Genomic DNA, 24,628 nt, shown 5'->3' with positions numbered 1-24,628 from the left:
TTTAGTTTGCTATGATAAAACATGTTTAGCTAAACATGTTTTTTACATCTTTTAGCATATCGTTGTATTCATCACTTGTGAATAATTGCATTGACGGTATTACACCTTTATCTATATATGTTTGCAGCGCTGCTGACTTATCAGAAACCTGTAATGTTCCCTCTAAAATAGCGCCTACTCGAATAAAGTCTACGTAACTAACTTTATCAGGTTTGTAACTTGGATCTGCCCAGCTTAGAGCTACATCAACAAACTCTTTAGGAAACTCCCACGCTTGCATGATGGATGAGCCAATTTTTCCACTCAGTTTTTGAATTGCGTGAGCTAAAAAGCTTGGATTAGCAAACACTTCAGGGTGGCGCTCAGCTTCAGTTAAAATTGGTAATACACCAATATTATAAACAAGTGCAGCTAATGTAATTGAATCACGATTTAATGAAGTGTGTTTATTGTTTTTTAAGTAAAACTCCATGAGTGTTATTGAATGGCTAGCAACGGTTAATGTTTTTTGCCAAGCCTTACCCATGTAGCCTTTAATCAGCTCATTGTTTGATACAAATAATTGCTCCATGGCCATAGCCGTTGCAATATTTTTAATTTGGCGCAACCCAATACGAGTCACCGCTTGTTGTAAATTAGATACTTTTACAGAACGTCCCATAATCGCACTATTAGCTACTTTTATCATACGAGCTGAAAGCGCTGGGTCTTGTGAGATTACATCTGACATTTGCATTAAGTTCACATCAGGGTTATCTGCAGCTTGGCGAACCTTAATCGCTACTTCAGGTAGCGTTGGTAAAACCAAAGTATCGTTATTTATTCTATCGACTAGAATCGTTAATAAAGCGTTTTCTGTAGACATAAAGCTGCCGTCCTTTTGTGTTCAGCCTGTAAATTAACTGCAAACTCAGGCAGTTAATTTTCGTATTAGTAATATAATTAGTATTGTCTAACTTACCGATAAAGTTAAGAAAATTATAGAAGTTTATTTTTATTTATAATGCTTTACCGCTCATGCTTGCCTTACAACGCCAAATACTTGCTATTTACTATTTAGTTTTGCTTTAATGCACTCACGATAAGGAAGCGTTTGTACATATTTAGTTATTTAACTAAGCAGTACAAGTTATTAAACTTACTTTTTTAACAGGCAATATAATGATCTTAAATAAAATTAGCCAAGCAATTATGCTCTCAGGTGTCGTTTTTCTTAGTGCATGTTCTGAACAAGCACCGTCTTCTACCGACAATACAGCCGTAGAGCTTGCTCAAAAAAGCAGTGCACAATCAGGCCCTGAGCTTATTAATACAGATAAACAACGTTTAGATATTTATACCGACTTTAGCCTAGAGGCTGACCTTTCGCATTTGAGTGATAACCAAAAAGCGATGGTGTCTAAGCTTATTGATGCTTCAAAAATAATGGACGAGTTATTTTGGAAGCAATCTTTTGGTGAGAATAGAGATGCGTTTTTAGCAAAACTCAATGATGAAAAAGTCCGTAAATTCGCCGATATTAACTACGGTCCATGGGATCGCTTAAATGGCGATGAAGCATTTTTATCTAGCTATAAAGAAAAACCTCTTGGTGCACAGTTTTACCCTGCCGACATAACTAAAGAAGAGTTAAATAATGCAGACGTTGAAGACAAAACAGGGCTTTACTCTGTAATCAAGCGTGATGAGCAAGGCAAACTTTATAGCGTACCTTATTCTAAAGAATACGCTGTTGAGCTTGCAAAAGCCGCTGACCTTTTACGTGAAGCAAGTAAACTTGCTGACGATAAAGAATTCGCTAATTACCTAAACCTACGTGCTGATGCCCTACAAAAAGATGATTTTCAAGTGTCTGATTTTGCGTGGATGGATATGAAAAACAATCCTGTAGATGTGGTTATTGGCCCAATTGAAACTTATGAAGATCAATTATTTGGTTACCGCGCAGCGTATGAATCTTACGTACTAATTAAAGATTTAAAATGGAGCGAGCGTTTAGCTAAATTTGCAGCTTTTTTACCTGAGCTTCAAAAAGACTTACCTGTTGATGCTAAGTACAAACAAGAAGTACCGGGTTCTGACGCAGACCTAAATGCATATGATGTTGTTTATTACGCTGGGCATTCAAACGCGGGTAGTAAAACAATTGCAATTAACTTACCAAACGATGAGCAAGTGCAACTAGAAAAAGGGACTCGTCGTCTGCAACTTAAAAATGCGATGCGAGCCAAGTTTGATAAAATTTTAGTGCCAATTTCAGAACAATTAATTGTACCTGAGCAGCGTAAACACATTACCTTTAACGCATTTTTTGCCAATACTATGTTTCATGAAGTGGCGCATGGCTTAGGTATTAAAAATACACTTACGGGTAAAGGTACTGTTCGCCAATCACTACAAGAACACGCAAGTGCACTTGAAGAAGGTAAAGCCGATATTTTAGGTCTCTATATGGTTGAACAGTTACTTAATAAAGGCGAAATTACTGAAGGTACCCTTGAGGATTACTACACAACGTTTATGGCCGGTATATTCCGCTCAGTTCGCTTTGGTGCATCAAGCGCACACGGTAAAGCTAACATGATTCGTTTTAACTTTTTTGCACAAGAAGGCGCATTTTCTAAAAATGACGAGGGTTTATACCGCGTAAACATGGAAAAAATGAGCATTGCAATGGCCAAGCTTTCTCGTCTAATTTTAACCTTACAAGGTGATGGCGACTACGAAAAAGTAGATCAACTAATCGCAACGCATGGCGATATTAAAGAAGAACTAGCTAAAGACTTAGAAAAACTAAGTAAAGCAAATATCCCTGTAGATGTAACGTTTAAACAAGGTAAAGAAGTACTAGGGCTTAAATAAGTTTAGTCAAACTTAGCTAAACCCTAAATAAGCGTTGCAGCTTAAAACTGCAGCGCTTTTTTTATCTCTGTAATTTGCTCATCACTATAAGGGACTGCAGGAAATTTACCCCAAATTGGCGCAGGCCAAGCAGCATCACTCGTAAAGCGCGCAATATGATGAATATGTAATTGTGGTACCATATTACCTAAAGCCGCTATGTTTAATTTATCAGGTTTAAATACATCCATTAATAATTTACTTAGCTTGGCTGACTCTTTTAAATACACAATTTGATCATCCTCAGATAAATCAATTATCTCTTTTAAGTTAGCCTGCCTAGGCACTAATACAAACCACGGATACAAGCTGTCGTTCAATAAAAGTACTTTACACAACGGCCAATCGGCAAGCTCTATACAGTCGCGTTTAAGTTCTGGCGCTAGTTTAAATTCAGGGTGAGTCATTGCTATGTCCTACTTTGTCTTTGATAATCGCCACTTTATAGCATTTAGTTGCAGTTGCACACGCTTGGCTTTACCATCAAAGCAATATTTATAATAAGCTAAGGCAACCTTGTGCTAAAAAAAATAAAACACCTCTCACTAGCTATACCGTTAATGGTTGGCGCTATTAGTGTTCAAGCAAAACCTTTATCGCTGGAGCGAATTTTTGACGATCCGAGCCTTTCTGGTAAATCGCCTGTACAACTTAAATTTTCGCCTGACGGCAGCCGTGTAACTTACCTACAAGGCAAAAGCGATGACTACAACCGCTACGATTTATGGGAATACAATCTAAAAGATAACACCAACCGTGTGCTAGTTGATTCGGCAAAGTTATTTTCAGGCCCTGAAAACCTATCAGATGAAGAAAAAGCACGCCGCGAACGCCAACGTATTTTTGGTAAAGGCATACTTGAATACAAATGGTCTAAAGATGGCAAAGCACTTTTATTCCCACTCAATGGCGACCTTTATTATTACGATTTAGCCTCAGCTAAAAGTAAGAAACTAACCGACACTGAAGCATTTGAAACCGATGCACGCTTTTCACCTAAAGGTAATTATGTATCATTTATTCGTGAACAAAATCTTTATGCTTTAGAGCTTGATTCAGGAAAAGAAATTCAGCTTAGTAAAGATGGCGGTGGCGTAATTAAAAATGGTATGGCTGAGTTTGTTGCTCAAGAAGAGATGAGCCGCATGACGGGTTACTGGTGGTCAGGTGATGAAACTAAAATTGCTTATACCCGCGTTGACGAAACTCCAGTAAAAGAAGCTATCCGTAACGAAATTTACGCTGATGAAGTTAAATTATTTAACCAACGCTACCCGTTTACAGGTACCGACAATGTTAAAATTCAACTCGGTGTGGTTAAACTAAACGACCAAAAAGTAGATTGGATTGATTTAGGTAAAGATGAAGACATTTATATAGCACGCGCTAAGTGGCTAAAAGACGGCAATACATTGTCGTACCAATGGCAAAATCGCTCGCAACATAAATTAGAGCTTCGTTTTTATAACAGTGAAACTAAAGCACAAAAAGTAGCACTAACCGAAAACAGCGAAACGTGGATTAACCTACATTTTGATCTTGAGTTTTTAAAAGACAAAAAGCATTTTGTGTGGGCATCTGAGCGCGACGGTTTTAAACATTTATATCTGTATCGCACAAACGGTCAACTTGTTCGTCAAATTACTTCTGGTGATTGGGCTGTTGATAGCTTAAAAGGTATTGATGAGAAAAAAGGCATTGTTTACTTTGCCGGTCGAAAAGATACACCGCTTGAAAGCCATTTATACAGCGCGCCTTTATTTAAAAAAGGCGATGCCAAACGTATTACCGAAAAAGGTCAGTACCACAATGTTGTGCTAGCAAAGGACAGCAAAACCTTTATCGATAATAGCTCTTCTGATAATAAACCAAACTCAGCAGCACTTCGTAAAGTAAACGGTGAATTTATTACCTGGCTTGAAGAAAATAAGCTTGATAGTAGCCACCCCCTTACTCCTTATTTAAGCGACTTAACAAAACCAGAATACGGCACAATTAAAGCCGATGATGGTCAAGTTATGCATTACCGTTTATTTAAGCCTAGCGCCATTGCTGATGGCAAAAAGCACCCTGTTATTGTTAACGTATACGGCGGCCCGCATGCTCAACGAGTGACGAATAGCTGGCGCAGTAAAAACTTGTACTTTCAGTACATGGCGCAACAAGGTTATGTAATTTTTCAACTGGATAACCGTGGTTCGTACAACCGTGGTAAAAAGTTTGAAGATGCTATTTATAAACATTTAGGTGTGGTTGAAGTTGCCGATCAAATTAAAGGCGTAGAGTTTTTACGTACACTTGATTACGTTGATCCACAACGCATCGGTGTTTATGGCCACAGCTACGGCGGCTACATGGCGCTTATGACTATGTTTAAAGCAGGCGATTACTTTCAAGCCGGCGTATCAGGTGCTCCAGTAACCGATTGGGCTCTATACGATACACATTACACAGAGCGTTATTTAGGTCACCCCGATACAAATGCTAAAGGCTATGAAGACAGCGCAGTATTTCCATATGCTGATGGCTTAAAAGGCCCATTAATGATTTACCATGGAATGGCTGATGACAACGTATTGTTTACGCATTCAACTAAGTTGTTTAAACAACTGCAAGATAACGAAAAGCAGTTTGAAATGATGACCTACCCAGGCTCTAAGCACAGCCTACGCGGTAAACAAGTGCAAACACACTTACATCAAACAATTACAAACTTCTTTAATCGCCATTTTGACGTTAAATAAGCAAGTAAAGTAATAACAGACTAAAGGCTGATTGATAAATCAGCCTTTTTTTTGCATTAATAGGCGTTAAGCCTAGATTAAACTCTTTTTTTAGCTACGCTTATTCTATGCGCTAAAGCGCACACTTTTTGAGGATAAATGTATGCCTAATCTACGAAGTTTTAGTATATCCCAGCGTTTTTCACTGTTAATAGCCATCGTTGTATTTGGACTAATAATACTTAGTATATCGAGCCTAACTCATCAATATAGTTCGCTAAAAGACGAGCAATACATAAAAACACAAAATGTAGTAGAAACGGCGTACAGTATAATCGAGCACTATTATGCGCTTGAACAAGATAACACTCTCACTCAACAACAAGCTCAATCACAAGCACTTAATGCAATAAAAGCACTGCGCTACGACAAAACCAATTACTTTTGGATTAACAATTACCAGCCAACAATGGTTATGCACCCTATAAAACCTGCGCTTGATGGAAAAGATTTAACTAATAACAAGGACCCTGACGGCAAAGCATTGTTTGTTGATATGGTAAATATAGTTAAACGCTCTGGCGAGGGATTTATCCCTTATAAATGGCCAAAACCAGGTAAAGATAAACCGGTTGAAAAAATCGCATTTGTTAAAGGTTTTAATCAATGGCAGTGGATTATTGGCTCGGGTGTTTACCTTGATTCAATTGAAGAAGCATTTAGCGAGCAACGTAACCTTATAGTCATCAGTGCAATAATTATGATTATTGCTGTTATTTTACTTAGTTACTTTATAGGTAAGAGTATTTTAATACCGACTCGCTTAGCAGCCGATATGATGAAAGACATTTCTCAAGGCGAAGGCGATTTAACCCGTAAATTAAATGAATCCGGTAATGATGAAATATCTGAACTATCACGTTCATTTAATTTATTTGCTCTAAAAATGCGAGAGTCACTTGTTCATGTAGCACAAAGTGCAAACGATGTAAGCGAACATGCGCATACAGTTGACGACTCAAGTAGAACAAGCCACTCATTTATTGAGCTTCAAAACGATAGTTCAACCCAAGTTGCAGCTGCCATGGAGCAAATGACTCACCAAATACACGATGTGAGCCGTAACGCCGAAGCCGCAGAGCAAGCAGCTAAGGATGCAGCACAAAATGCATCAACGGGTAAAAATGTGGTTGCGCAAACAATTACAGCAATAGAAACACTCTCAAGCAACATTGAAACAGTCAGCCGTGTAACAGAAGATTTAGCCAACGAGAGCCATAATATAGGCTCTGTGCTTGATGTAATAAGAAGCATATCGGAGCAGACAAACTTACTGGCATTAAACGCTGCCATTGAAGCAGCTCGCGCAGGAGAGCATGGTCGAGGATTTGCTGTTGTTGCAGATGAAGTAAGAACACTGGCCAGTCGTACAGGGCAAAGTACTGACGAAATTCAAACCATGATCACTAAACTACAAGAAGGTGCAAAAGCAGCAGTAGAAGCAGTTAAATCAAGCCAAGCACTTTCAGTTTCTACCGTAGAGCAGGTGTCATCAGCCAATACTTCACTTAATGAAATAGAACGACTTGTTTCAATTATTACCGAAATGAACAGCCAAATAGCACGTGCCACAGAGCAACAAACGCAAGCTGCCGACGAGGTTAATTTGCGTATTAATGAGCTATCTCAATCAACTGAGCAATCATTAAATAATACTAAGCAGCTTACCGATGCCAGTGATAACCTCAAACAAAGTAGCGAAGGTCTTTCGAGCGTAGTTAATCGTTTTAAATTAGATTAATCGATAGCGTTCTCATAAAATGCAAAAGCCCTGAATTAACAGGGCTTTTTTATTACATGTAAGTTTTTAGCTTACAAACAATAACGTGCAAACAAGCTCGTTACTGATGCAGCTGTTGGCTTACCATGCTGCCAATCACCGCCTTCAACACCGCTACCTGCTATATCCATATGAACATAAGGTAGAGGCTGTGCAGAGTCGTTACCGTGCTTATCAAGCCCACCAACAATAGCCATAAACGCCATAGGGAACTGATGTCCACGAGCAGTAACGGCAGATGCTGCGTTATTGCTAGATAAAACATCGTCAGCTAGCGTACGTGGTTTAATAAAGTCGTAGTCTTCACGGCGTGAACGCGATACTTCAGCGCCATCGGCCCACAAATCTCCAAGGTCAGCTATTTGACGTGAAACACCAGCACTACGAGCTGGACCATTTTCAACATACGCACCGTAAGGACCCATTGCGCGAGCTGCATGACCCGTTAATGTAGCAACAGTAAACAGCGTTGGATTAACCTCACCTTTAGCTAAATCTTTCATTTCGCTAAGCAGGTCGCCCATTGCTAAACGCCCTTCTGCATCGGTATTACCAATACGGACACGAACACCTTCACGGCTAGTAATAATTTCATCTGGCACAAAACAATCTGAGCCAATAGAGTTACGAACAACAGCTAAGTACGAGACCACTTTAACGCCTTTAGGCTGATAATCAGCAACGGCTTTCATAAAGCCCGCAACAGAAGCTGCGCCGCCTTTATCACGGCTCATGCCTGCCATATGGCCGCCTACTTTTAAATCTGCACCGCCTGTATCGTATACAAGGCCCTTACCTACAAACATAAGTGTGCGAGTAATTTCGCCCTCTGGTACATATTCAAGCTTGACAACACGTGGGTGATGGCGCTCAACTGCATACGATGCGCGAGCAACTGTACTTAGCATTGGGTAGTTTTTATCAATAGCTGCAATATCATCAATTACGTCAACTGCAATGTTTGAGCCTTTAAACAATTCAACGCAGTAATCAGCAAAACGTGGGGGAGCCATACGCTCAGGTTCAGTACCACACAGGTCACGCGCTGCATATTGGCCAGCTGCAATTGCATTAACAGCTTTAATAGTTTGCTCGCTTGCGCCAACTAAACCAATCTGTGTAATTGGTTCAATGCTTTCACCGTGATATTCACGCGCTTCTAATGGCTGCCATAAGGCTTGGCAAGCGCCTAAATAAGCAACCTCTAAAGCATGCTGATAACGGCTATCGCCATTTAAATTTGGTAAAAATAATGCAGGGTTAATACTGCCCGACGCTTTTGCTTCGTTAATTGCTAATTTAGCAGCATCAAAATAACGACGCACGTCGTCGTAATCTCTATTTAACGGACCGGTTGGCGCAAGTACAACGCGCTTGTTTTCAATTACTAATAAAGTAACTTGCTTACCGATGCGAGAATCTACGTTTGCTTGAGCTAAAATAGCATCACGTAATGAGTTATTTGGTAACTGAGAAAAGTCATTACTAATAATAATAAGCGCATCATGAGATGTGCATTCAAGGCTTGCACTAACCGCTTGAGGGTATGCCATAAATAAGGTCCTGTTAGAAAACATAAGCCCCTATTATCGTCGATTTAAATATTGAAGACCAGTAAGGAGCGATGAGCTAATCACATAACCTATCAATAAATGGCAACTTGGAGTTACAGGCTTTACAGCTTAATCAAGAATACTCAGTTGAAAGTTTTGCTCTGGCTCACTTTTAATACCAACGCCTATACCAAGTAATCGTACAGGCTGCTGTAAACCTCTTTGATAAGCCTTGGTAAGTAGTTGAACAAGTATTTCAGTGTTTAGTTCGTGGTATGCCTGGTCGGCTGAGGTTACTACAAAATTTGCAAACTTCACCTTAACACTCAATTTATTAATACGGTTTTGTAATTGTTGCTTATTAAGCCTTAAAACTAATTCGTCTAAGAGTTTTGGAAGCTCATCTAAGCACTCTTGCAAACTTGTTTTATTGTATTCGTAGGTATGTTCAACACTCAGAGATTTTCTAATGCGATCTGTCGATACTTTACCAATATACTCACCTGCACATTTTTGATAAAGCGATACACCAAAATTGCCTACATGTTGCTGCATCCAATTTACGCCCTTTTCACGTACATCTTTGCCGGTATATAAGCCTTTTAAATTGAGTTTTTCGAGCGTTACTTTACCCACCCCCGGAATTTTCCCCAGCGGTAATTGCGCTAAAAAGTCATCGATCTCATGAGGCAAAACGACAAACTGACCATTCGGTTTTTTTTCGTCACTGGCAATTTTGGCAATAAACTTAATTGGTGCAATACCTGCTGATGCAGTTAATCCTGTGGCACTGTAAATATCGGCTCTTATTTGCTGTGCAATTAGTGTAGCACTGCCTTTACAAGCGGTGCTGTCTGTTACATCTAGGTAGGCTTCGTCAAGGGAGAGAGGCTCTATTAAGTCTGTATAGCGGCTAAATACTTCGCGTATTTGATTTGAAGCTTCTTTGTATACAGCCATGCGCCCAGGAACAATAACTAAATCGGGGCATAATTGTTTAGCATGATAGTTCGACATAGCCGATCGTACGCCATATTCTCTCGCTATATAGTTAGCGGTTGAGAGCACGCCTCGTCGGCTATTGCCTCCAATAGCAAGCGGTACACATGCAAGTTTAGGATTATCTCGCATTTCTACTGCTGCATAAAAGCAATCCATGTCTATGTGAATAAACTTCTTCATCACCACAACAACAACTGGTTATTTATACAGCCATTATTATAGAATCAAATGTGATAAGCAAGCCTAGGGCCTGTTTATCTTTCGAGGTTAAATTTGCAGCAGTATGTTTGGTATTTAGGCAAGGCAGAGCCTATGTAGTGTGGTTATTCCCCATAAATAGGCGATAACGTAGCACAAATGCCAAACATACGCTGCCCGAAGGGTTCTGCCTAGGGGCAATTTACTCTTTGTTGCTCGGTTTTTACTTAGCCCACTAGGTCACAAACCTCGCGCCGCGATTAAATAGCCCCTAGATTGAACAAATTTTAATCCTGAAAGGTCAACAGGCCCTAGTTAGCGATTAAAAAAAGTGCTTATTATCTTCTGGCTCTTTATGGCCACGTAACCAAAACATAACTTCGAAGAAAAACCCCGCTAACATCAAAATAATAGCGCCAGATTCATTACCCATTGCGTAGCAGGTAAATGAGGCTATAAAAACCAAACAAGCTAAAGACCAATTAATTATATTGTGCATACATACCTCTGTGTGTGTTTTTGTGTTTGTGTTTGTCTGTGTAATTTAACTGTAGACCTAAAATTAAACAGGTACAATCATCTTATAAAAAAACATGCTATTAATTACCTTGAGCTCACAACTCCATATTGATAATCTAAATACTTTAAAATTAAGGGCCAATAAATAATGCAAACGTTTAAAGATCAGCACCCTATCCATACCGACATCACCGTAGCGTGGGCTGATATGGATGCACTACAACACGTAAATAATGTGGTGTATTTACGTTACTTTGAAATAGCCCGAATCGACTTCTTAAATAAAATAAATCTGTTCGATACAATAAGCTCTAATGGCGTAGGTCCGGTAATAAGCGAAAACAACATTCGTTATAAACGCCCAGTTACTTTTCCAGATACGCTTACAGTTGGCGTTACTATTTCTGATATAAAAACAGATCGATTTGTTATGAATTACACCGTATTTAGTCACGCGCAAAACGCTATAACAACAACAGGCACTTCAAAAGTGGTTATGTTTGATTTTGAAACAGGCCAAAAAGCGCCAATTGCAGAGCCTCTTTTATCAGCGTTAGTTAGCTACTCTCAAGACGATCAATAAGGAATTCTCATGCAATACAGCCCACTTGGCAGCAGTGGTATTAACGTTTCAAGAGTATGTTTAGGCAGTATGACTTGGGGTAAACAAAATACTCAAAGCGATGCTGATGAACAAATAGCCTACGCGCTAGAGCAAGGCGTAAACTTTATTGATACAGCCGAAATGTATGCTGTGCCTCCTTCTCCAGAGACCTATGGCAAAACCGAGGAAATTATTGGCGACTGGCTATCGCGTAATCAGCAAAAGCGTGGCGATGTAGTACTTGCCACAAAAATTGCAGGCAATGGATTATCTTGGGTACGTGATGGCGGTAATATTACTCGCCAAACAGTAATAGAAGCCGTGGACGACTCACTTAAGCGTCTTCAAACCGACTACATTGATTTATATCAGCTGCATTGGCCAAATCGCTCTACTCCACACTTTGGCAGACAATGGCCTGGCACACTTAAATTTACCGACGTAAATACACAAGAACACCAAGCTAGTATGCTTGATATTCTACAAGGCCTTAATGAATGTGTTAAAGCAGGTAAAATTAAGCACTGTGGTTTATCTGACGATACGCCATGGGGTATAAGCCAGTTTTTAAGCTTGGCCAAAGAGCATAACTTACCGCGCATGGTATCTATTCAAAATGAGTTCAGCCTAGCGCACGCTAAAGACTGGCCGTATTTAATAGAGCAATGTGTACACGAAGATATTGCCTACTTACCGTGGTCACCTTTAGCCGCCGGTTTATTAACGGGTAAATACCTAAATGGTGCTCGCCCAGAAGGCTCTCGTTGGACCTTCATGCAGCGCAACGGTATTTTTAGAGATACACTAAACGCAGAGCAAGCAACTAAGCAGTATGTTGAACTGGCTCATGCAAACAATATCACTCCAGCACAACTAGCACTCGCATGGTGTAACCAAGTAGATGGCGTCACATCTTCAATTATTGGTGCAACAACCATAGCCCAATTAAAAGAAGATATTGATGCATTTAACATTACATTAAGTGACGAAATCCTTAGCGAAATTAATACTATATTTAAAAACTATCCAATGCCTTATTAAGCGTGTACCAGTTAAAAAGCAGCCTTGCATAAAGGCTGCCTTTAACTAAAATATTTGACCCTACAACAACCAACACTATACTTTAATTAAGTTTTATTAATTCAACGAATAATTATCAATGCTGAAAAACGGATACTATGCATTTTGCTTATTAATTGTATTTAACGCACATGCCGTTGAGCAAAAAGTACAGCCTCTAGAAGAGATTATTTGGCTGCAAAGTTACACGCCCCCTTTTCATATAGCTAAGAGCGAAAGTGCACCACAAGGTGGAATTTGCGACAATCTAACTGAGCAACTAATCAGAACCATAACTGATGTAAAACATACTCGCTTAATAGTCCCTCAGCAGCGTATAAATAAATATTTAAATGAAGGAAAAAACGTATGTTTCCCATGTGTTATTTATAAAAAATATAATAACCAACTACTTAACTACTCAAATCCAACAACGGTATATCCTCCATTTTCAATTATCACGACAAAAGAGCTAAAGCCACAATTAGAGAAAAAGCACGGCTCGCCTATTCATCTTATTAATTTATTAACTGATCCCCAATACGTATATGGACAAGCCGCTGCACGTAAATTTACAACTGAAATTAATACTATTATCGAAAATACAAAACGAGATAAAGAGTCATCGTTAAGTTGGAGCAGTGAAAACGAAAGTCAGGCTGTTATAGCGCGTTTGAGTCACGGATTTTTAGACTATTCAATTGATTACCCGTTTATGGCCGATTACTTTAATAAGCAAGGCGAATTTACGAATATAGAGAGTGTGCCAATAGAAGAAAATGATGTTCAATTTATAAGAGGAGCAATAGGCTGTGCGGCTAACGCCCCCAATAATTTTGCAGAGCAAGCGCTCAAAAAAATTAACCGTTCACTAAAAAACAACGTACTACAATCACCTGAGTACCAACAAAGTCAGCATACTTGGCTTAAAACTACCTTTACCGACTTTGATAAACACTACCAACAGCAAGTCATTAATTTTTACTTACTTTCCACTGATGCTCAAGTAAACACTGATCGTTAGCATAAAGTGCAACAGCAAAAATACTTTTAGCCGTTACCTCACCTACGCCCGAAGGTGTGCCTGTCATTACTACATCACCGTCCTCGAGGCTCATAAATTCATTAATCTCTTGTAAAATCAAGTCAGGATTATGTAGCATAAAATGAGTATCACCTCGCTGAATCACTTCATTATTAATTTTAAGTTCAAACGTAAAGTGTTTCATTGCATCAGTTAGTTCGACAAAGTCACTTAAAATAACAGAGCCATCAAACGCTTTAGCGCGCTCCCATGGAAGCCCTTTATTTTTTAATTTACTTTGTACTGTGCGTTTAGTTAAATCTAAACCCAACCCAACACCTACAAATTTTTTATCTTTAATTACAAAGCATAACTCGGTTTCATAATGCAGCGTGTCACCGTTATGAGCTGCAAGTAACGTATTAGTAATTGCGCTATTTGGTTTGTTAAATAAAACCATTTGTTCTGGCGTTTCGTTATTTAGCTCTGCAATATGTGCGGTATAGTTACGGCCAACACACACTACTTTTGATGGTATTAATTCTTCAGATACTAACTTTATTGAATGCATATAAATAATGTCTCAGTTATTAGGGCCTGTTGACCTTTCAGGATTAAAATTCGTTCAATCTAGGGGCTATTTAATCGCGGCGCGAGGTTTGTAACCTAGTGGGCTCGATAACTGCTCCTGCGTTATTCTACTGACTTACATCCCTGTAAGAATAAGTAAAAACCGAGCAACAAAGAGTAAATAGCCCCTGGGCAGAACCCTTCGGGCAGCGCATGTTTGGCATTTGTGCTACGTTATCGCCTATTTATGGGGAATAACCACACTACACAGGCTCTGCCTTGCCTAAATACCAAACATACTGCTGCAAATTCAACCTCGAAAGATAAACAGGCCCTAGCTAATAAGCGTTTCAAGTAAGCTCAAATTAATAGGTTTAAGTAAAACTCGGTCTATATTTAAATCTTTTATTTCTCTAGGATCTGGCTCTGCACCACTTACAATTACCAAGCGAAGCTCTGGATATCGCTCATTAATTTGCTGGCCTAAATCAGTGCCACGTCCATCGGGTAAATGCATATCTAGCAATACTTTATTAAATTGCTGGTCGTGATTAAGTATTTGTAAACATTGCGCGCAACTTGATGCAATCACCGTCTCAACACCTAAACTTTCTAAAAGTAGCTGCGTAATTTGCGCTGCATCGTGATCGTCTTCTACCAGTAAAAAACGTTGTTTTTTCTCGGTTAAGCCATTACTACAATGTATATTTTTAGCTTGCGGTGCATGCTCCGGCGCGACTAAATAATCTTGCAGGCACTGGTATAAAGCAGCGCTATCAACGGGCTTTGGTATTACATCGTTAAAGCCAAGGGCTGCAAGCTCTTCGCGTATTCCTTTCATTGTAGCTGCCGTAAGCGCAATTATTGGGCCTTTGTAGCCCATTTTTCTGAGCTCTATGGTAGCTTCCTTGCCGCCCATTACAGGCATATGAATATCAATAAAAATAATATCGTAAGGCGCTTTATACGCATCTGCAATACGCACTTTTTCAAGTGCTTGCTGCCCATGTTCGGCGTAATCTACGCGCGCACCACAGGTACTGATCATATGCCCTACTAACATGCGTAAATCACGTAAATCATCAACTACTAATACTCGCCCATGCACTTTGCATGGGGCCGATTTACTTTGTAGTTGTGGAACGCTGCTAAAATTAAGTACTTGTCGTTCTACTTCGCTAATATCACCTGGATACACCGAAATCGTAAATGTAGCACCCTTGCCAATTTCAGAGTGCAAACTAATATTACCGTGCATACGCGCTAACAACTCAGCACATATTGCCAAGCCAAGGCCTGCACCACCTACAGAGCGTGATTCCACATCGGCTATCTGCTCAAATGGCTTAAATATTAGTTCTTGTTTTTCAGGGGCAATGCCCATGCCTGAATCTTTAATGCTAAAAAATAGCATTTCATGATCATCAACCCACTGCGTCCACGCATTAACAACAATTTCGCCTTTATCGGTAAATTTAACCGCATTGTTTATTAAGTTTATTAAAATTTGGCGAACTCTTGTTGCATCCAGTCGTGCAACTAAGGGCAATGGCTGTTGAGATTCAAAACGCAGTGTAAGGCCTTTATCAAGCACCGATACACGCATTAAGGTGTATACATCGGCAAGCATGCTATCAAGGTTAACTTCGCTTAAGGTCAGTTCGAGTTTATCGGCCGCTATTTTAGATAAATCGAGCACGTCGTTTAACAAGCTCAATAAATGTTTACCATTTCGATAAATAACACCCAATTCATTTTCTGCTTGCTGACTAAAATCGCTCTGCATTAATAATTCGGTGTAACCTAAAATAGATGATAGAGGGGTTCTTAATTCATGGCTCAAATGAGCTAAAAAGCGGTCTTTTGAACGATTCTCAGCTTCGGCTTTTAAACGTTCAACTCGCTCGCCTTCAACATCTTTACGAGCAAGTGCATAACGAATAGCACGTGCAAAACGGCTCGAACTCATTTCTGTTTTTATTAAGTAATCTACTGCACCGGCGTCAAGCGCTGCCGAGTCTAACTCATCGTTTGACTGCCCGGTAAGCATAATAATTGGGCCGCTAAAGCCATTCGCAATGGCCTCTTTTAATACATCTAAACCATTAGATGCACCCAAGCGGTAATCAAGCAGGCAAATGTCGTGCTCATTTTTACTAAGCGTTGCAATTGCCTGCTCTGGGGAGCTTATCCATTGAATGTTAAACGTGTGTGAATCCAATTGGTCCAGATAGTCGCAGGTGAGTATATAATCATCTTCATCGTCCTCTACAAGCAGCAACTGAGTCACTTTATCTAACATACAATCTCCATTAATCGTTAAATGTTGTCGGTAGCTCTACAAACTCTACCCAGTATTTTCCTAGCGTTTTCATCAAATCAACCAAACCATCAAACGTCACTGGTTTTGTAATATAAGATGCAGCACCTAAGTTATACCCTTTAACCATATCTTCTTCTTGCTTAGATGTAGTTAAAATAACAACCGGAATTCCCTTTAAATTAGGGTTCCCTTTTATAGCTTCAAGCGCTTCACGGCCATCCATTCTTGGCATATTTAGATCAAGTAATATTAATCCTGGTCGCGGCGACACTGTTTTATCTTCAAACTTACCTTTACGTTCTAAATATTCAAGTAACTCAACGCCGTCTTCTACAAAATGAAGCTCGTTAAGTACACGGCTTTCGGCAAGGGCATCTTGTGTTAACAAACGATCATCTTCATCATCGTCTGCCATTAAAATAGTAATCGGTTTTACTTTTGAATAGGGCATTTAAGCCTCTCCTTGCAATGTGAAAAGCGCAGCTTCCACAGGTAGTTTTATAATGAAGGTTGCACCTTCACCGTCTTTACTTTGGGCTGTAATTGTTCCGCCATGGCGTTCCACAATACGCCTACATACAGAAAGGCCAATACCCGTACCTTTATATTGTGAGCGGCCATGTAAACGTTGAAACGGTACAAATATTTTATCGGCATAGTCTTGTGAAAAACCAATACCGTTATCTTCTATAGTAATAACTTGAAAGCTTAAATTAGCATTATGATCCTCGCTAAAAATGTCTTCATGCTGGTAACTAATTTTTATATGTGGACTTACATCTGGGCGTCTAAATTTAACTGCATTCGACAACAAGTTTAAAAACAACTGCTGCATTTGGCTCTTATCAGCCTGAATAACTGGTAAATCCTCTACATCAACTTGTGTATTAGACTCGCCTATCGCAATTTCTAAATCACTGAGTATATCGGTTACAACGTCGTTTAAATTTGTATCATCAAAATCTTTACCGCGTGTAGTAATACGTGAAAACTCTAGTAAGTCGTTTATTAAATTAGACATGCGTTGCGCCGCATTTTTCATGCGTCCAATATAATCAATACCCTTTTCACCAAGCTCATCTTTAAACATGGTTTCGAGTCGGTCACTAAATGCCTGAATTTTCCTAAGAGGCTCTTGTAAGTCATGGCTTGCAACAAAAGCAAACTCCTCAAGCTCTCGGTTACTTCGGCTCAGTTCATCAGAATACAACGTTAATTCTTGTGTACGCTCAGACACTTTAGTCGCTAATGTTTCGTTTTGTTTTTCAAGCTCAAAGCGATACCGTGCCGCATTTCTTAAATTAAGCCGCGTCATTACAAACATACCTATAATAAGTAATATGCTTGTGACTGCTGTAATAGCAAACGTGATTTTAGCTTCATTCTTAATTTGCGCTAACTTTGAAAAATGGCTCTCTTTAAAGAGTAATTCACGGTCTTGAATTTCATTAACATACTCTCTAATTTGCTTATAAAGCTCCCTGCCTTTATGTGTATTTAACACATACAATGCACGTCTTTCTCTATCATCAAGTGCCAAGTTTACGGTTTGTTTTAGCTCTTTAATTTTACTATCGACAAGTACAAGCAACTGAGCAATACGCTCAGCTTGGCCATCAATTTCAGAGTGCAGCGACTTAACATGATCTGTCTGCGCCTCAATTTGCCCAACAGCATCGTAGTAAGGCGTTAAATAATCCGTCTCTTCTGTTAATAAATAGCCACGCTGGCCTGATTCAGCCTGCACTATTGACAAATGTAGTTGCTCAATTGCTGTTGTCAGCATATTAGTGTTGTCTAAACTTTTTTGGGTTTGTGTTAAACCTTGAATCGTATTCAATGCTAAAAATGCGTTACCCACAATAATACTCAACACAACAACTATAAAAGCTGCCCAAGTAATATTCGCTTTCCCTTGATGTTCTTGTTTGCTCATTTAGCTTCCCGAATTAGCGTTTATACAACACTTAATATTTATTGAGAGTCAGTTATTTTTTGTAAACTTTCACTACACTGTTGACAGTTGTTAATAATCTTATCAAGCGCATCTAACGCTTTTTCTTTTGGCATATCGTTTTCGAGTACCAACTTAATAAGCTCTGCATTCATCGATATACGATTAAGCGGCGCTCTTGCATCGTGAACTAACTTGTTTAGCTGCTCTGTTTGGTTATCGGATGTCATGCCCTTCCTCAAATCTATTTGTATTCGCCAATACCGCCATATGCATTAAGGCGGTTATAAAGTGTTTTAGTACTAATACCCAGCATTTGTGCAGCAAGCGTTTTATTACCTTGCACCTTATCAAGCGTTGCATGAATAAGCTCTTTTTCAACTTCTTCAATAGTTTGCCCTGCTGATACTGGCTTATCTGCAGTTTGGTTATTAACACGTGAAAACGGCGACTCTAAGTTATCAGGTAAAATAATATCGCTAGTTTGCGGGTCACTCATAATGAATGCTCGGTGTATTGCGTGGCGAATTTCGCGCACATTACCTGGCCATTCATAGCTTTGTAACTCTTTAAGCTGTGCGGGTGTCCAACTAAAGGCAGTGCCATTTTCATCATTAAGTTGATCTAAAAATGCTTTCGCTAATAAAGGAATATCTTCTTTTCTGTCGCGTAGTGGCGGTATATCAATAGGGAAAACAGCCAACCTAAAGTAAATATCTTCACGAATAATATTATTTTGCGCTAAATCAGTAAGCGAGCGGTTAGTAGCCGAAATAACGCGACAATTGGTTGGTATTTCTCTGTTACCACCCACGCGTGTTACTTTTTTAGTTTCAAGCACTCGCAGTAAATTTGGCTGCATATCAATTGGCATTTCGGTCACTTCATCTAAAAACAAAGTACCGTTATTTGATTGCTCAAATACCCCTTCTTTGCGGGCTATAGCACCGGTAAAGGCGCCTTTTTCATGGCCAAATAATTCACTACCTATTAATTCTTTTGAAAGCGCACCACAGTTGCTCGCCACTAACGGGCCTTCGCACTGGCTTGCGTTATGAATAGCCTGAGCTACAACTTCTTTACCTGCACCACTTTCACCCATCAACATTACATTGGCATTTGTTTTAGCAACGCGTTCAATCATATTGTAAAGCTTGTGCATTACTTCTGATTCGCCAATTAAACCACCAAAGTGACGCGTTATACCGCCCGACTTTGCTTTTTTAACTGCTTTTTTAGGGCCATTTAAAACCAGCTCTAAATCTTCGCGTTGTAATGGCTTTAATAAATGCCCTACATTTGGCTCACACATCTCAGCTAAAATGCCTTTAACTGAAGGATGACCCGATATAAGTGTAATTTTTGGAGATTGCCCAATCGTTTTTAGGTGATCAAGTAAGTGCAAACCGCTACCATCAGGTAACATAAAATCAAGCAACACATGGTCAAAGGTATTATTTTCAAACCATTGATGTGCTTCTTTTAAACTGGTGGCGGTGCTTATATTGTGGCCGAGGAATTCGACTATGTGGCATACAACGTCACTAAACTCGACGTCATCGTCTACTAAAAGTATGTCTAACATGATAAATCCCTATGCTTTTTTTCTTATTCTACGCATCCTAAATATTAATTTAAAGGCGCACCTAGAATCTAATTACTTAAATAGTTAAGTAATCCAATACTATCTATTTTACCAACTCAATATTTACGTATGCTTAAAAAAAACGATCACAAATTACGAAAAATAATTAAAATCGTTTCTATTTATAGAATGGTAGCAACTGTTATCATTAAAAACCTAAAAAAGGAGACGAAATGCAGCAATTAAAAACCTTAATACATTCAGGTATTAATATTGACCAAGGCAGTCAATTTACCCGTTTAACGGCTCGCGCCATTGTTATTAAAAATAATAAAATACTTTTAATGTATACAAACCGCTATGAAGACTACAGTTTACCTGGTGGTGGAGTAGATGAAGGCGAAAGTATTGAGCAAGGTTTGATGCGTGAACTAAGCGAGGAAACCGGTGCACAACAAATAAGTGTAGTTGAAGCTTTTGGACTCTATGAAGAGTATCGCCCTTGGTATAAGGACGATTTTGATATTATTCATATTAAATCGTATTGCTTTGTATGCAGTATTGCCGACAAGTTTGGCAAAGCGCAGTTAGAGCATTACGAGCAGCAAAATGGCATGACAGCCAAATGGGTTGATATTAACGACGCAATTGCACATAACGAGCGCACCATTGCTAACAGTGAAAAACAAGGGCTTTCTATTTTACGAGAAACTTACTTATTAAAGCGCATTGCAAAGGAGCTAATATAAAGCTCTGTGTTTGCCCCAGAGGGTGTTGTAAATTTTGCAACGCCCAGAATATTTTACTGCCTCGAGCACCTCAATTTTTATATTTAAAAAATCCTCCTTCAGCAAAGATATTAATTTAATTAATAAAATCAGATGGATAAAAACAAAATCAACTTTTTATAAAAACTGGCTCTAGCCTTGCACCTTTTAAATAACTAAATTTGTAAGGAGATAGAAATGAGTAACACAGTTAAAACGATTAATCCCGCAACTGAGCAAACCATTGAAACCTATACACTACTTTCTCAAAAGGAAGCAGAACAGGTAATCGAAAAATCTCACGAAACATACTTAAAATGGCGCTTAACGTCGTTCACTGAACGTGCGAGATATCTTAATAAGTTAGCCTCACTTTTCGAAAAGCAAAAAGAATCTATTGCAAAACTCATGACCGAAGAAATGGGTAAAGTATACGAGCAAGGCTTTCAAGAAGTTGAACTATGTGCAGCTATTTGTCGTTACACCGCCGAAAACGGCCCACAAGTACTTGCTGACGAAGAACGTGATATGGACGGCGGCCGCGCAATCATTAGCTACCAACCAACGGGCGTATTATTAGGTATTCAACCGTGGAACTTCCCGCTTTATCAAGTAATTCGTTACAGTGCTGCCAACATCATGGCAGGTAACACAACCGTATTAAAACATGCTGGTAACGTATTTGGCATGGCTGAAAAAATTGAAGAGCTATTTAAACAAGCTGGTTTCCCAGAGTATTGCTTTAACAATTTACTTATCGACGGCAAAACCGCCAGTTCTCTAATTGCACACAAAGCAATTAGCGGCGTAACCTTTACGGGTAGTGATGCGACAGGTAAAAAAGTAGCTGAAGAAGCGGGTAAACACGTTAAAAAGACAGTGTTAGAGCTTGGTAGTAATGACGCTTACTTAGTACTCGATGACGCCGATTTAGAGCTTGCAGTTAAAACCTGTGTAACAGGTCGCATGATCAATAACGGCGAAACGTGTGTTTCAGCTAAACGTTATGTTGTTGTTGAGTCACTTTACGATGACTTTAAAGCGCAAATTAAAGAGCAGTTTGAAGCCATGAAAATGGGCGACCCAATGGCAGATGACACAGACTTAGGTCCAATGGCCCGTGAAGATTTACGCGACGGTATTCACGACCAAGTAATGGAATCAGTAAAAGCAGGTGCAAACATAGTAACGGGTGGCGAAATACCATCGCAAACAGGTTACTACTACCCACCAACACTACTTGATAACTTATCGCCTGGCATGCCTGCGTACGATGACGAATTATTTGGTCCAGTTGCTTCACTTATTAAAGCGAAAGACAACGATGATGCAATGCGTATCGCTAACGACTCTCGCTACGGTTTAGGCGGTGGTATTTTCTCAAAAGATGAGAAAAAAGCTATTGAGCTTGCTAAAAAGCACTTTGACACAGGTATGATCAACATTAATGGCTATGGTTTAGCACAGCCTAACTTACCGTTTGGTGGTGTTAAAGGCAGTGGCTATGGCCGAGAGCACGGCGGCTTTGGTATGCGCGAATTTGTGAATGTTAAAAGCATTATGATCGCTAGCTAATTTAGCTGCATAAATGAAATAATTGTTTTAAATAGATTATTTTTAATACCTGTTTAAATACAAAAACTACTAAGCCTAAAAGTGGGTAACCGCTTTTAGGCTTTTTTATGACTTTTAGAAAGTAATTTTCAGGAGACAGTACTTAGTTTTTAGTAAGAGATAGAACCGAGTTTTTAGTAAGAGATAGTACCGAGCTTTTAGTAAGAGATAGTACCGAGTTTTAGATATATTCGTAGGTGCGATTTTACATCGCGCTTTTAAGAATTAAATATCCTTCAAAATAAAAAGTTACAAGCTAACCATTGCTACTTCATTAAGTTTTAATAATTTAAAACTCACTTCACAATTTAGCATATTTAATAAAAACGTAAGCACGGCTGCTTTTATAGGTATTTAAATTGCGCTAAAAAACCTGTTAAGCATTATATTTAAAGGCATAAACATAGTGAGGACTATTACAGAAAAACATCACAAATATGATGTTTAAATAGAGCTAGAGCAAGTGCTATTAAGCCCAGAGATAACTATTGATATCTAGAAGCTAATACCTGAAACCTGACAGACAAGAATGAGCGATAACCGGACACTGAAAAAGTTAAATTTATTCCTACTTCTTTGAATAGGAGCCTAATTTTGTCCGATAACATTATTAAACGCCGTTTTGGGGCAAAATAACATGCTTAATTCCTAGCTGTTTTAATTACCTGTTTACAAAGGTAATTATTGGTGAAATTATCAGGGTATGTAATATACGCCGTTTTGGTGTGTTATAAACGACCAAAACGTTGTTCAATAAGTTGTTAGATTCAAAAGAGGGATCGAATGAATATATACTTTTCTGATTATTTTGGAGTGTCTAAGGAAAAGCTCGATGAATATGGCGCTTTCAATGTTTCATTGATCAATGACCTCCCTGTATTTATCGATCCGTTCCTGTTGTTTAGCAGTGAGAAAGATGAGTACGAGACGCTGCACCAAGAAATAATAAAATATATTACTTTCCTCAGAGAGATGTCGGATAAAGGTGAAATCTCAAAGGGGCTTGTTAAGCACTGGTTCCTTTTTCCAGAGGTTAAGCAGAATTGGCTTGGCTACAGTAAGGTTGGAAATGGCGGTTTGGGGCTTGGGCCGAAGTTTGCGGCTGCATTGAACGATAACCTCAGCTCTATATTCAATAATTTTGGACAAGAACAAATAACTCAAAGTAGTCATCTAGAAAAGCTTTGTCTTATCAAAGATGGCGTAGGAAAAGATAGTATTAGTGATTTCACTACGAATTTAATTAAGGGGTATATTTGTGAATATACCCAAGAATTTGCCTTAAATTACCTTGATAAAACGAGATGTAAGAAAGTTAGTGTTAATCACGCTAATTTTGACTATAACACTAGAAGGTGGAGTGCTAAGTCATATACGCTTCCTTATATTGATGGTGATTTTGTTCTACTTACCCCAAAGGATATCCTCACCAAAGATGATGCTTGGATTAATAAGCACGATATTATTGGCGATTTCGATGAAATAGCGGAATCAATACCAAATATTGAACTTCGAGCACAGATAAATGAATATCTTCTTCGTCAAATACCTGAACGCGCGAATCAGCGAGAAGTTAACGAGGCTATATCGAGGACACTTAGAAAATTCCCACTTCTTATCGATCATTATATTCGATTCAAAGAAGACCATGGAGATCAAGCGGTTGCCCTAAGTGAGCAAAAAGTAAAAGAAACAGAAGCTATCTTTATTAAGCAAGTTACAAATCTTGTTGAAACGCTTAGAGCACAAAAAGTGTTCTATTCTCAAAAAGGTGATACGTTTGATGAAGCATATAACCGAGTCATGTTTCTCAAGCAGGTAATTGAGAGCAACGATGGTTACCGTCTATTTTATGTTAAGGGTGAACCTGTCAAAAGAGAATCAGACCTACAACTGATCTTCCGACTCACTTGGTATGCGGCAGAGGATGATGTCAATGCCGAGGTAAACAATGGCCGAGGCCCAGTAGATTATAAAATTTCTAGGGGCTCTAAGGACAGCACATTGGTTGAATTTAAGCTAGCAAGCAATAGCAAGCTTAAACAGAATCTGGCCAAGCAGGTTGAAGTATATAAAGCTGCCAACCAAACTAAAAAATCCATTAAGGTAATTCTATATTTTACTGATTCTGAGCTAGAAAAAATCCTCAAAGCATTAAAGGATTTAGAGCTTAAACAAAACAAAGAGTTAGTTTTAATTGATGCAAGGGCTACGAATAAGCCGTCTGGATCCAATGCTAAATGAACCTAAAAAACGCGTCTATTACGCGGGTGTTACCAACGTCCGCTTATGGTACATTCTTTTGCGAACTTCGGCAAAGAGCGTTGAGCAGAGATTAAAAAATTAAATATATTCCTATGTTTTGAGTAGAAACCTAATTTTGTCCAATAAC

Annotated in this window: 20 protein-coding genes; 9 read left to right on the top strand and 11 right to left on the bottom strand. The window is 39.0% G+C overall.

Translation table 11 applies throughout. From position 1 onward, the window contains the following. Positions 1–25 precede the first annotated feature (25 nt). Entirely contained in the window at positions 26–865 is an 840-nt protein-coding gene (locus WNY98_RS01110; RefSeq protein ID WP_024590070.1) for an HDOD domain-containing protein, read from the bottom strand. Positions 866–1,161: 296 nt separating this feature from the next. Here WNY98_RS01110 and WNY98_RS01105 point away from each other — a divergent pair, with 296 nt between their 5' ends. Continuing rightward, positions 1,162–2,862, top strand: a complete 1,701-nt coding sequence (locus tag WNY98_RS01105) for a Zn-dependent hydrolase (protein WP_076923631.1) — start codon at positions 1,162–1,164, stop codon at positions 2,860–2,862. 41 nt (positions 2,863–2,903) lie between these two features. Here WNY98_RS01105 and WNY98_RS01100 read toward each other — a convergent pair whose 3' ends face one another. Further along, positions 2,904–3,308: an HIT family protein gene (locus tag WNY98_RS01100; protein ID WP_342876895.1), complete on the bottom strand. Its 405-nt coding sequence runs from the start codon at positions 3,306–3,308 to the stop codon at positions 2,904–2,906. A gap of 111 nt (positions 3,309–3,419) precedes the next feature. On the opposite strand from WNY98_RS01100, the gene WNY98_RS01095 reads away from it, so the two are divergent. Then, a complete protein-coding gene (locus WNY98_RS01095; protein WP_342876894.1) occupies positions 3,420–5,645 on the top strand; it encodes a S9 family peptidase in 2,226 nt (741 codons plus the stop codon). 142 nt (positions 5,646–5,787) lie between these two features. Continuing rightward, positions 5,788–7,425 carry a methyl-accepting chemotaxis protein gene (locus tag WNY98_RS01090; protein ID WP_342876893.1) on the top strand — a complete coding sequence of 546 codons (1,638 nt, stop codon included), beginning with the start codon at positions 5,788–5,790 and terminating at the stop codon, positions 7,423–7,425. Between the two features lie 71 nt (positions 7,426–7,496). Here the strand turns inward: WNY98_RS01090 and WNY98_RS01085 are convergent, their stop codons facing one another. The 3 genes from WNY98_RS01085 to WNY98_RS01075 all read right to left on the bottom strand — a co-directional run bounded on the left by WNY98_RS01085 (position 7,497) and on the right by WNY98_RS01075 (position 10,716). Next, a complete protein-coding gene (locus tag WNY98_RS01085) occupies positions 7,497–9,017 on the bottom strand; it encodes a leucyl aminopeptidase family protein (RefSeq protein WP_182723955.1) in 1,521 nt (506 codons plus the stop codon). 129 nt (positions 9,018–9,146) lie between these two features. Then, a complete protein-coding gene (gene dinB, locus WNY98_RS01080; protein WP_294121539.1) occupies positions 9,147–10,199 on the bottom strand; it encodes a DNA polymerase IV in 1,053 nt (350 codons plus the stop codon). A 340-nt stretch (positions 10,200–10,539) separates the two neighbouring features. Further along, complete coding sequence (locus WNY98_RS01075; protein WP_170071746.1) at positions 10,540–10,716, bottom strand: hypothetical protein; 177 nt, start codon at positions 10,714–10,716, stop codon at positions 10,540–10,542. 168 nt (positions 10,717–10,884) lie between these two features. Here WNY98_RS01075 and WNY98_RS01070 point away from each other — a divergent pair, with 168 nt between their 5' ends. The 3 genes from WNY98_RS01070 to WNY98_RS01060 all read left to right on the top strand — a co-directional run bounded on the left by WNY98_RS01070 (position 10,885) and on the right by WNY98_RS01060 (position 13,423). Next, the gene (locus tag WNY98_RS01070; protein WP_024598668.1) at positions 10,885–11,319 is read left to right on the top strand and encodes a thioesterase family protein; all 435 of its coding nucleotides are present in this window, start codon (positions 10,885–10,887) and stop codon (positions 11,317–11,319) included. A gap of 9 nt (positions 11,320–11,328) precedes the next feature. Continuing rightward, positions 11,329–12,381: an aldo/keto reductase gene (locus tag WNY98_RS01065; protein ID WP_342876892.1), complete on the top strand. Its 1,053-nt coding sequence runs from the start codon at positions 11,329–11,331 to the stop codon at positions 12,379–12,381. A 118-nt stretch (positions 12,382–12,499) separates the two neighbouring features. Next, a complete protein-coding gene (locus tag WNY98_RS01060) occupies positions 12,500–13,423 on the top strand; it encodes an ABC transporter substrate-binding protein (RefSeq protein WP_342876891.1) in 924 nt (307 codons plus the stop codon). On the opposite strand, the gene WNY98_RS01055 is transcribed toward WNY98_RS01060, so the two are convergent. The 6 genes from WNY98_RS01055 to WNY98_RS01030 form a co-directional block, all read right to left on the bottom strand. Beyond that, on the bottom strand, positions 13,374–13,994 hold the full coding sequence (locus tag WNY98_RS01055; protein ID WP_342876890.1) for a fumarylacetoacetate hydrolase family protein: 621 nt from the start codon (positions 13,992–13,994) through the stop codon (positions 13,374–13,376). The two genes, WNY98_RS01060 and WNY98_RS01055, sit on opposite strands and share 50 nt — an antisense overlap. A 333-nt stretch (positions 13,995–14,327) precedes the next feature. Next, positions 14,328–16,295, bottom strand: coding sequence for a response regulator (locus tag WNY98_RS01050; protein WP_024598671.1), 1,968 nt, complete (start codon positions 16,293–16,295; stop codon positions 14,328–14,330). 10 nt (positions 16,296–16,305) lie between these two features. Next, a complete protein-coding gene (locus WNY98_RS01045; protein ID WP_002958089.1) occupies positions 16,306–16,767 on the bottom strand; it encodes a response regulator in 462 nt (153 codons plus the stop codon). After that, positions 16,768–18,252, bottom strand: a complete 1,485-nt coding sequence (locus WNY98_RS01040) for an ATP-binding protein (protein ID WP_342876889.1) — start codon at positions 18,250–18,252, stop codon at positions 16,768–16,770. Positions 18,253–18,290: 38 nt separating this feature from the next. Beyond that, a complete protein-coding gene (locus tag WNY98_RS01035; protein WP_007581523.1) occupies positions 18,291–18,500 on the bottom strand; it encodes a histidine kinase dimerization/phospho-acceptor domain-containing protein in 210 nt (69 codons plus the stop codon). Positions 18,501–18,514: 14 nt separating this feature from the next. Next, positions 18,515–19,855 carry a sigma-54 dependent transcriptional regulator gene (locus tag WNY98_RS01030; RefSeq protein WP_002958086.1) on the bottom strand — a complete coding sequence of 447 codons (1,341 nt, stop codon included), beginning with the start codon at positions 19,853–19,855 and terminating at the stop codon, positions 18,515–18,517. Positions 19,856–20,088: 233 nt separating this feature from the next. Between WNY98_RS01030 and WNY98_RS01025 the strand changes: the two genes are divergently transcribed. The 3 genes from WNY98_RS01025 (at position 20,089) to WNY98_RS01015 (ending at position 24,480) form a co-directional block, all read left to right on the top strand. Beyond that, the gene (locus WNY98_RS01025; protein ID WP_342876888.1) at positions 20,089–20,604 is read left to right on the top strand and encodes an NUDIX hydrolase; all 516 of its coding nucleotides are present in this window, start codon (positions 20,089–20,091) and stop codon (positions 20,602–20,604) included. Between the two features lie 216 nt (positions 20,605–20,820). Continuing rightward, positions 20,821–22,197, top strand: coding sequence for an NAD-dependent succinate-semialdehyde dehydrogenase (locus WNY98_RS01020; protein WP_342876887.1), 1,377 nt, complete (start codon positions 20,821–20,823; stop codon positions 22,195–22,197). 822 nt (positions 22,198–23,019) lie between these two features. Continuing rightward, on the top strand, positions 23,020–24,480 hold the full coding sequence (locus WNY98_RS01015; protein WP_342876886.1) for a hypothetical protein: 1,461 nt from the start codon (positions 23,020–23,022) through the stop codon (positions 24,478–24,480). The last annotated feature ends 148 nt before the right edge of the window (positions 24,481–24,628 follow it).

Origin of the sequence: Pseudoalteromonas sp. AS71 (assembly GCF_038900275.1) — a bacterium.
In the GTDB taxonomy this organism is placed as follows: Bacteria; Pseudomonadota; Gammaproteobacteria; order Enterobacterales; family Alteromonadaceae; genus Pseudoalteromonas.
Note: the sequence above shows the minus strand (reverse complement) of the source record. Positions and strands in the feature narration are given on the sequence as shown.

What these genes read in the sequence shown, in the direction of transcription:
- WNY98_RS01110 (WP_024590070.1), bottom strand. Translation starts at nt 865, where the DNA reads ATGTCTACAGAAAACGCTTTATTAACGATTCTAGTCGATAGAATAAAT.
- WNY98_RS01105 (WP_076923631.1), top strand. Translation starts at nt 1,162, where the DNA reads ATGATCTTAAATAAAATTAGCCAAGCAATTATGCTCTCAGGTGTCGTT.
- WNY98_RS01100 (WP_342876895.1), bottom strand. Translation starts at nt 3,308, where the DNA reads ATGACTCACCCTGAATTTAAACTAGCGCCAGAACTTAAACGCGACTGT.
- WNY98_RS01090 (WP_342876893.1), top strand. Translation starts at nt 5,788, where the DNA reads ATGCCTAATCTACGAAGTTTTAGTATATCCCAGCGTTTTTCACTGTTA.
- WNY98_RS01085 (WP_182723955.1), bottom strand. Translation starts at nt 9,017, where the DNA reads ATGGCATACCCTCAAGCGGTTAGTGCAAGCCTTGAATGCACATCTCAT.
- dinB (WP_294121539.1), bottom strand. Translation starts at nt 10,199, where the DNA reads ATGAAGAAGTTTATTCACATAGACATGGATTGCTTTTATGCAGCAGTA.
- WNY98_RS01075 (WP_170071746.1), bottom strand. Translation starts at nt 10,716, where the DNA reads ATGCACAATATAATTAATTGGTCTTTAGCTTGTTTGGTTTTTATAGCC.
- WNY98_RS01070 (WP_024598668.1), top strand. Translation starts at nt 10,885, where the DNA reads ATGCAAACGTTTAAAGATCAGCACCCTATCCATACCGACATCACCGTA.
- WNY98_RS01065 (WP_342876892.1), top strand. Translation starts at nt 11,329, where the DNA reads ATGCAATACAGCCCACTTGGCAGCAGTGGTATTAACGTTTCAAGAGTA.
- WNY98_RS01060 (WP_342876891.1), top strand. Translation starts at nt 12,500, where the DNA reads ATGCTGAAAAACGGATACTATGCATTTTGCTTATTAATTGTATTTAAC.
- WNY98_RS01055 (WP_342876890.1), bottom strand. Translation starts at nt 13,994, where the DNA reads ATGCATTCAATAAAGTTAGTATCTGAAGAATTAATACCATCAAAAGTA.
- WNY98_RS01050 (WP_024598671.1), bottom strand. Translation starts at nt 16,295, where the DNA reads ATGTTAGATAAAGTGACTCAGTTGCTGCTTGTAGAGGACGATGAAGAT.
- WNY98_RS01045 (WP_002958089.1), bottom strand. Translation starts at nt 16,767, where the DNA reads ATGCCCTATTCAAAAGTAAAACCGATTACTATTTTAATGGCAGACGAT.
- WNY98_RS01040 (WP_342876889.1), bottom strand. Translation starts at nt 18,252, where the DNA reads ATGAGCAAACAAGAACATCAAGGGAAAGCGAATATTACTTGGGCAGCT.
- WNY98_RS01035 (WP_007581523.1), bottom strand. Translation starts at nt 18,500, where the DNA reads ATGACATCCGATAACCAAACAGAGCAGCTAAACAAGTTAGTTCACGAT.
- WNY98_RS01030 (WP_002958086.1), bottom strand. Translation starts at nt 19,855, where the DNA reads ATGTTAGACATACTTTTAGTAGACGATGACGTCGAGTTTAGTGACGTT.
- WNY98_RS01025 (WP_342876888.1), top strand. Translation starts at nt 20,089, where the DNA reads ATGCAGCAATTAAAAACCTTAATACATTCAGGTATTAATATTGACCAA.
- WNY98_RS01020 (WP_342876887.1), top strand. Translation starts at nt 20,821, where the DNA reads ATGAGTAACACAGTTAAAACGATTAATCCCGCAACTGAGCAAACCATT.
- WNY98_RS01015 (WP_342876886.1), top strand. Translation starts at nt 23,020, where the DNA reads ATGAATATATACTTTTCTGATTATTTTGGAGTGTCTAAGGAAAAGCTC.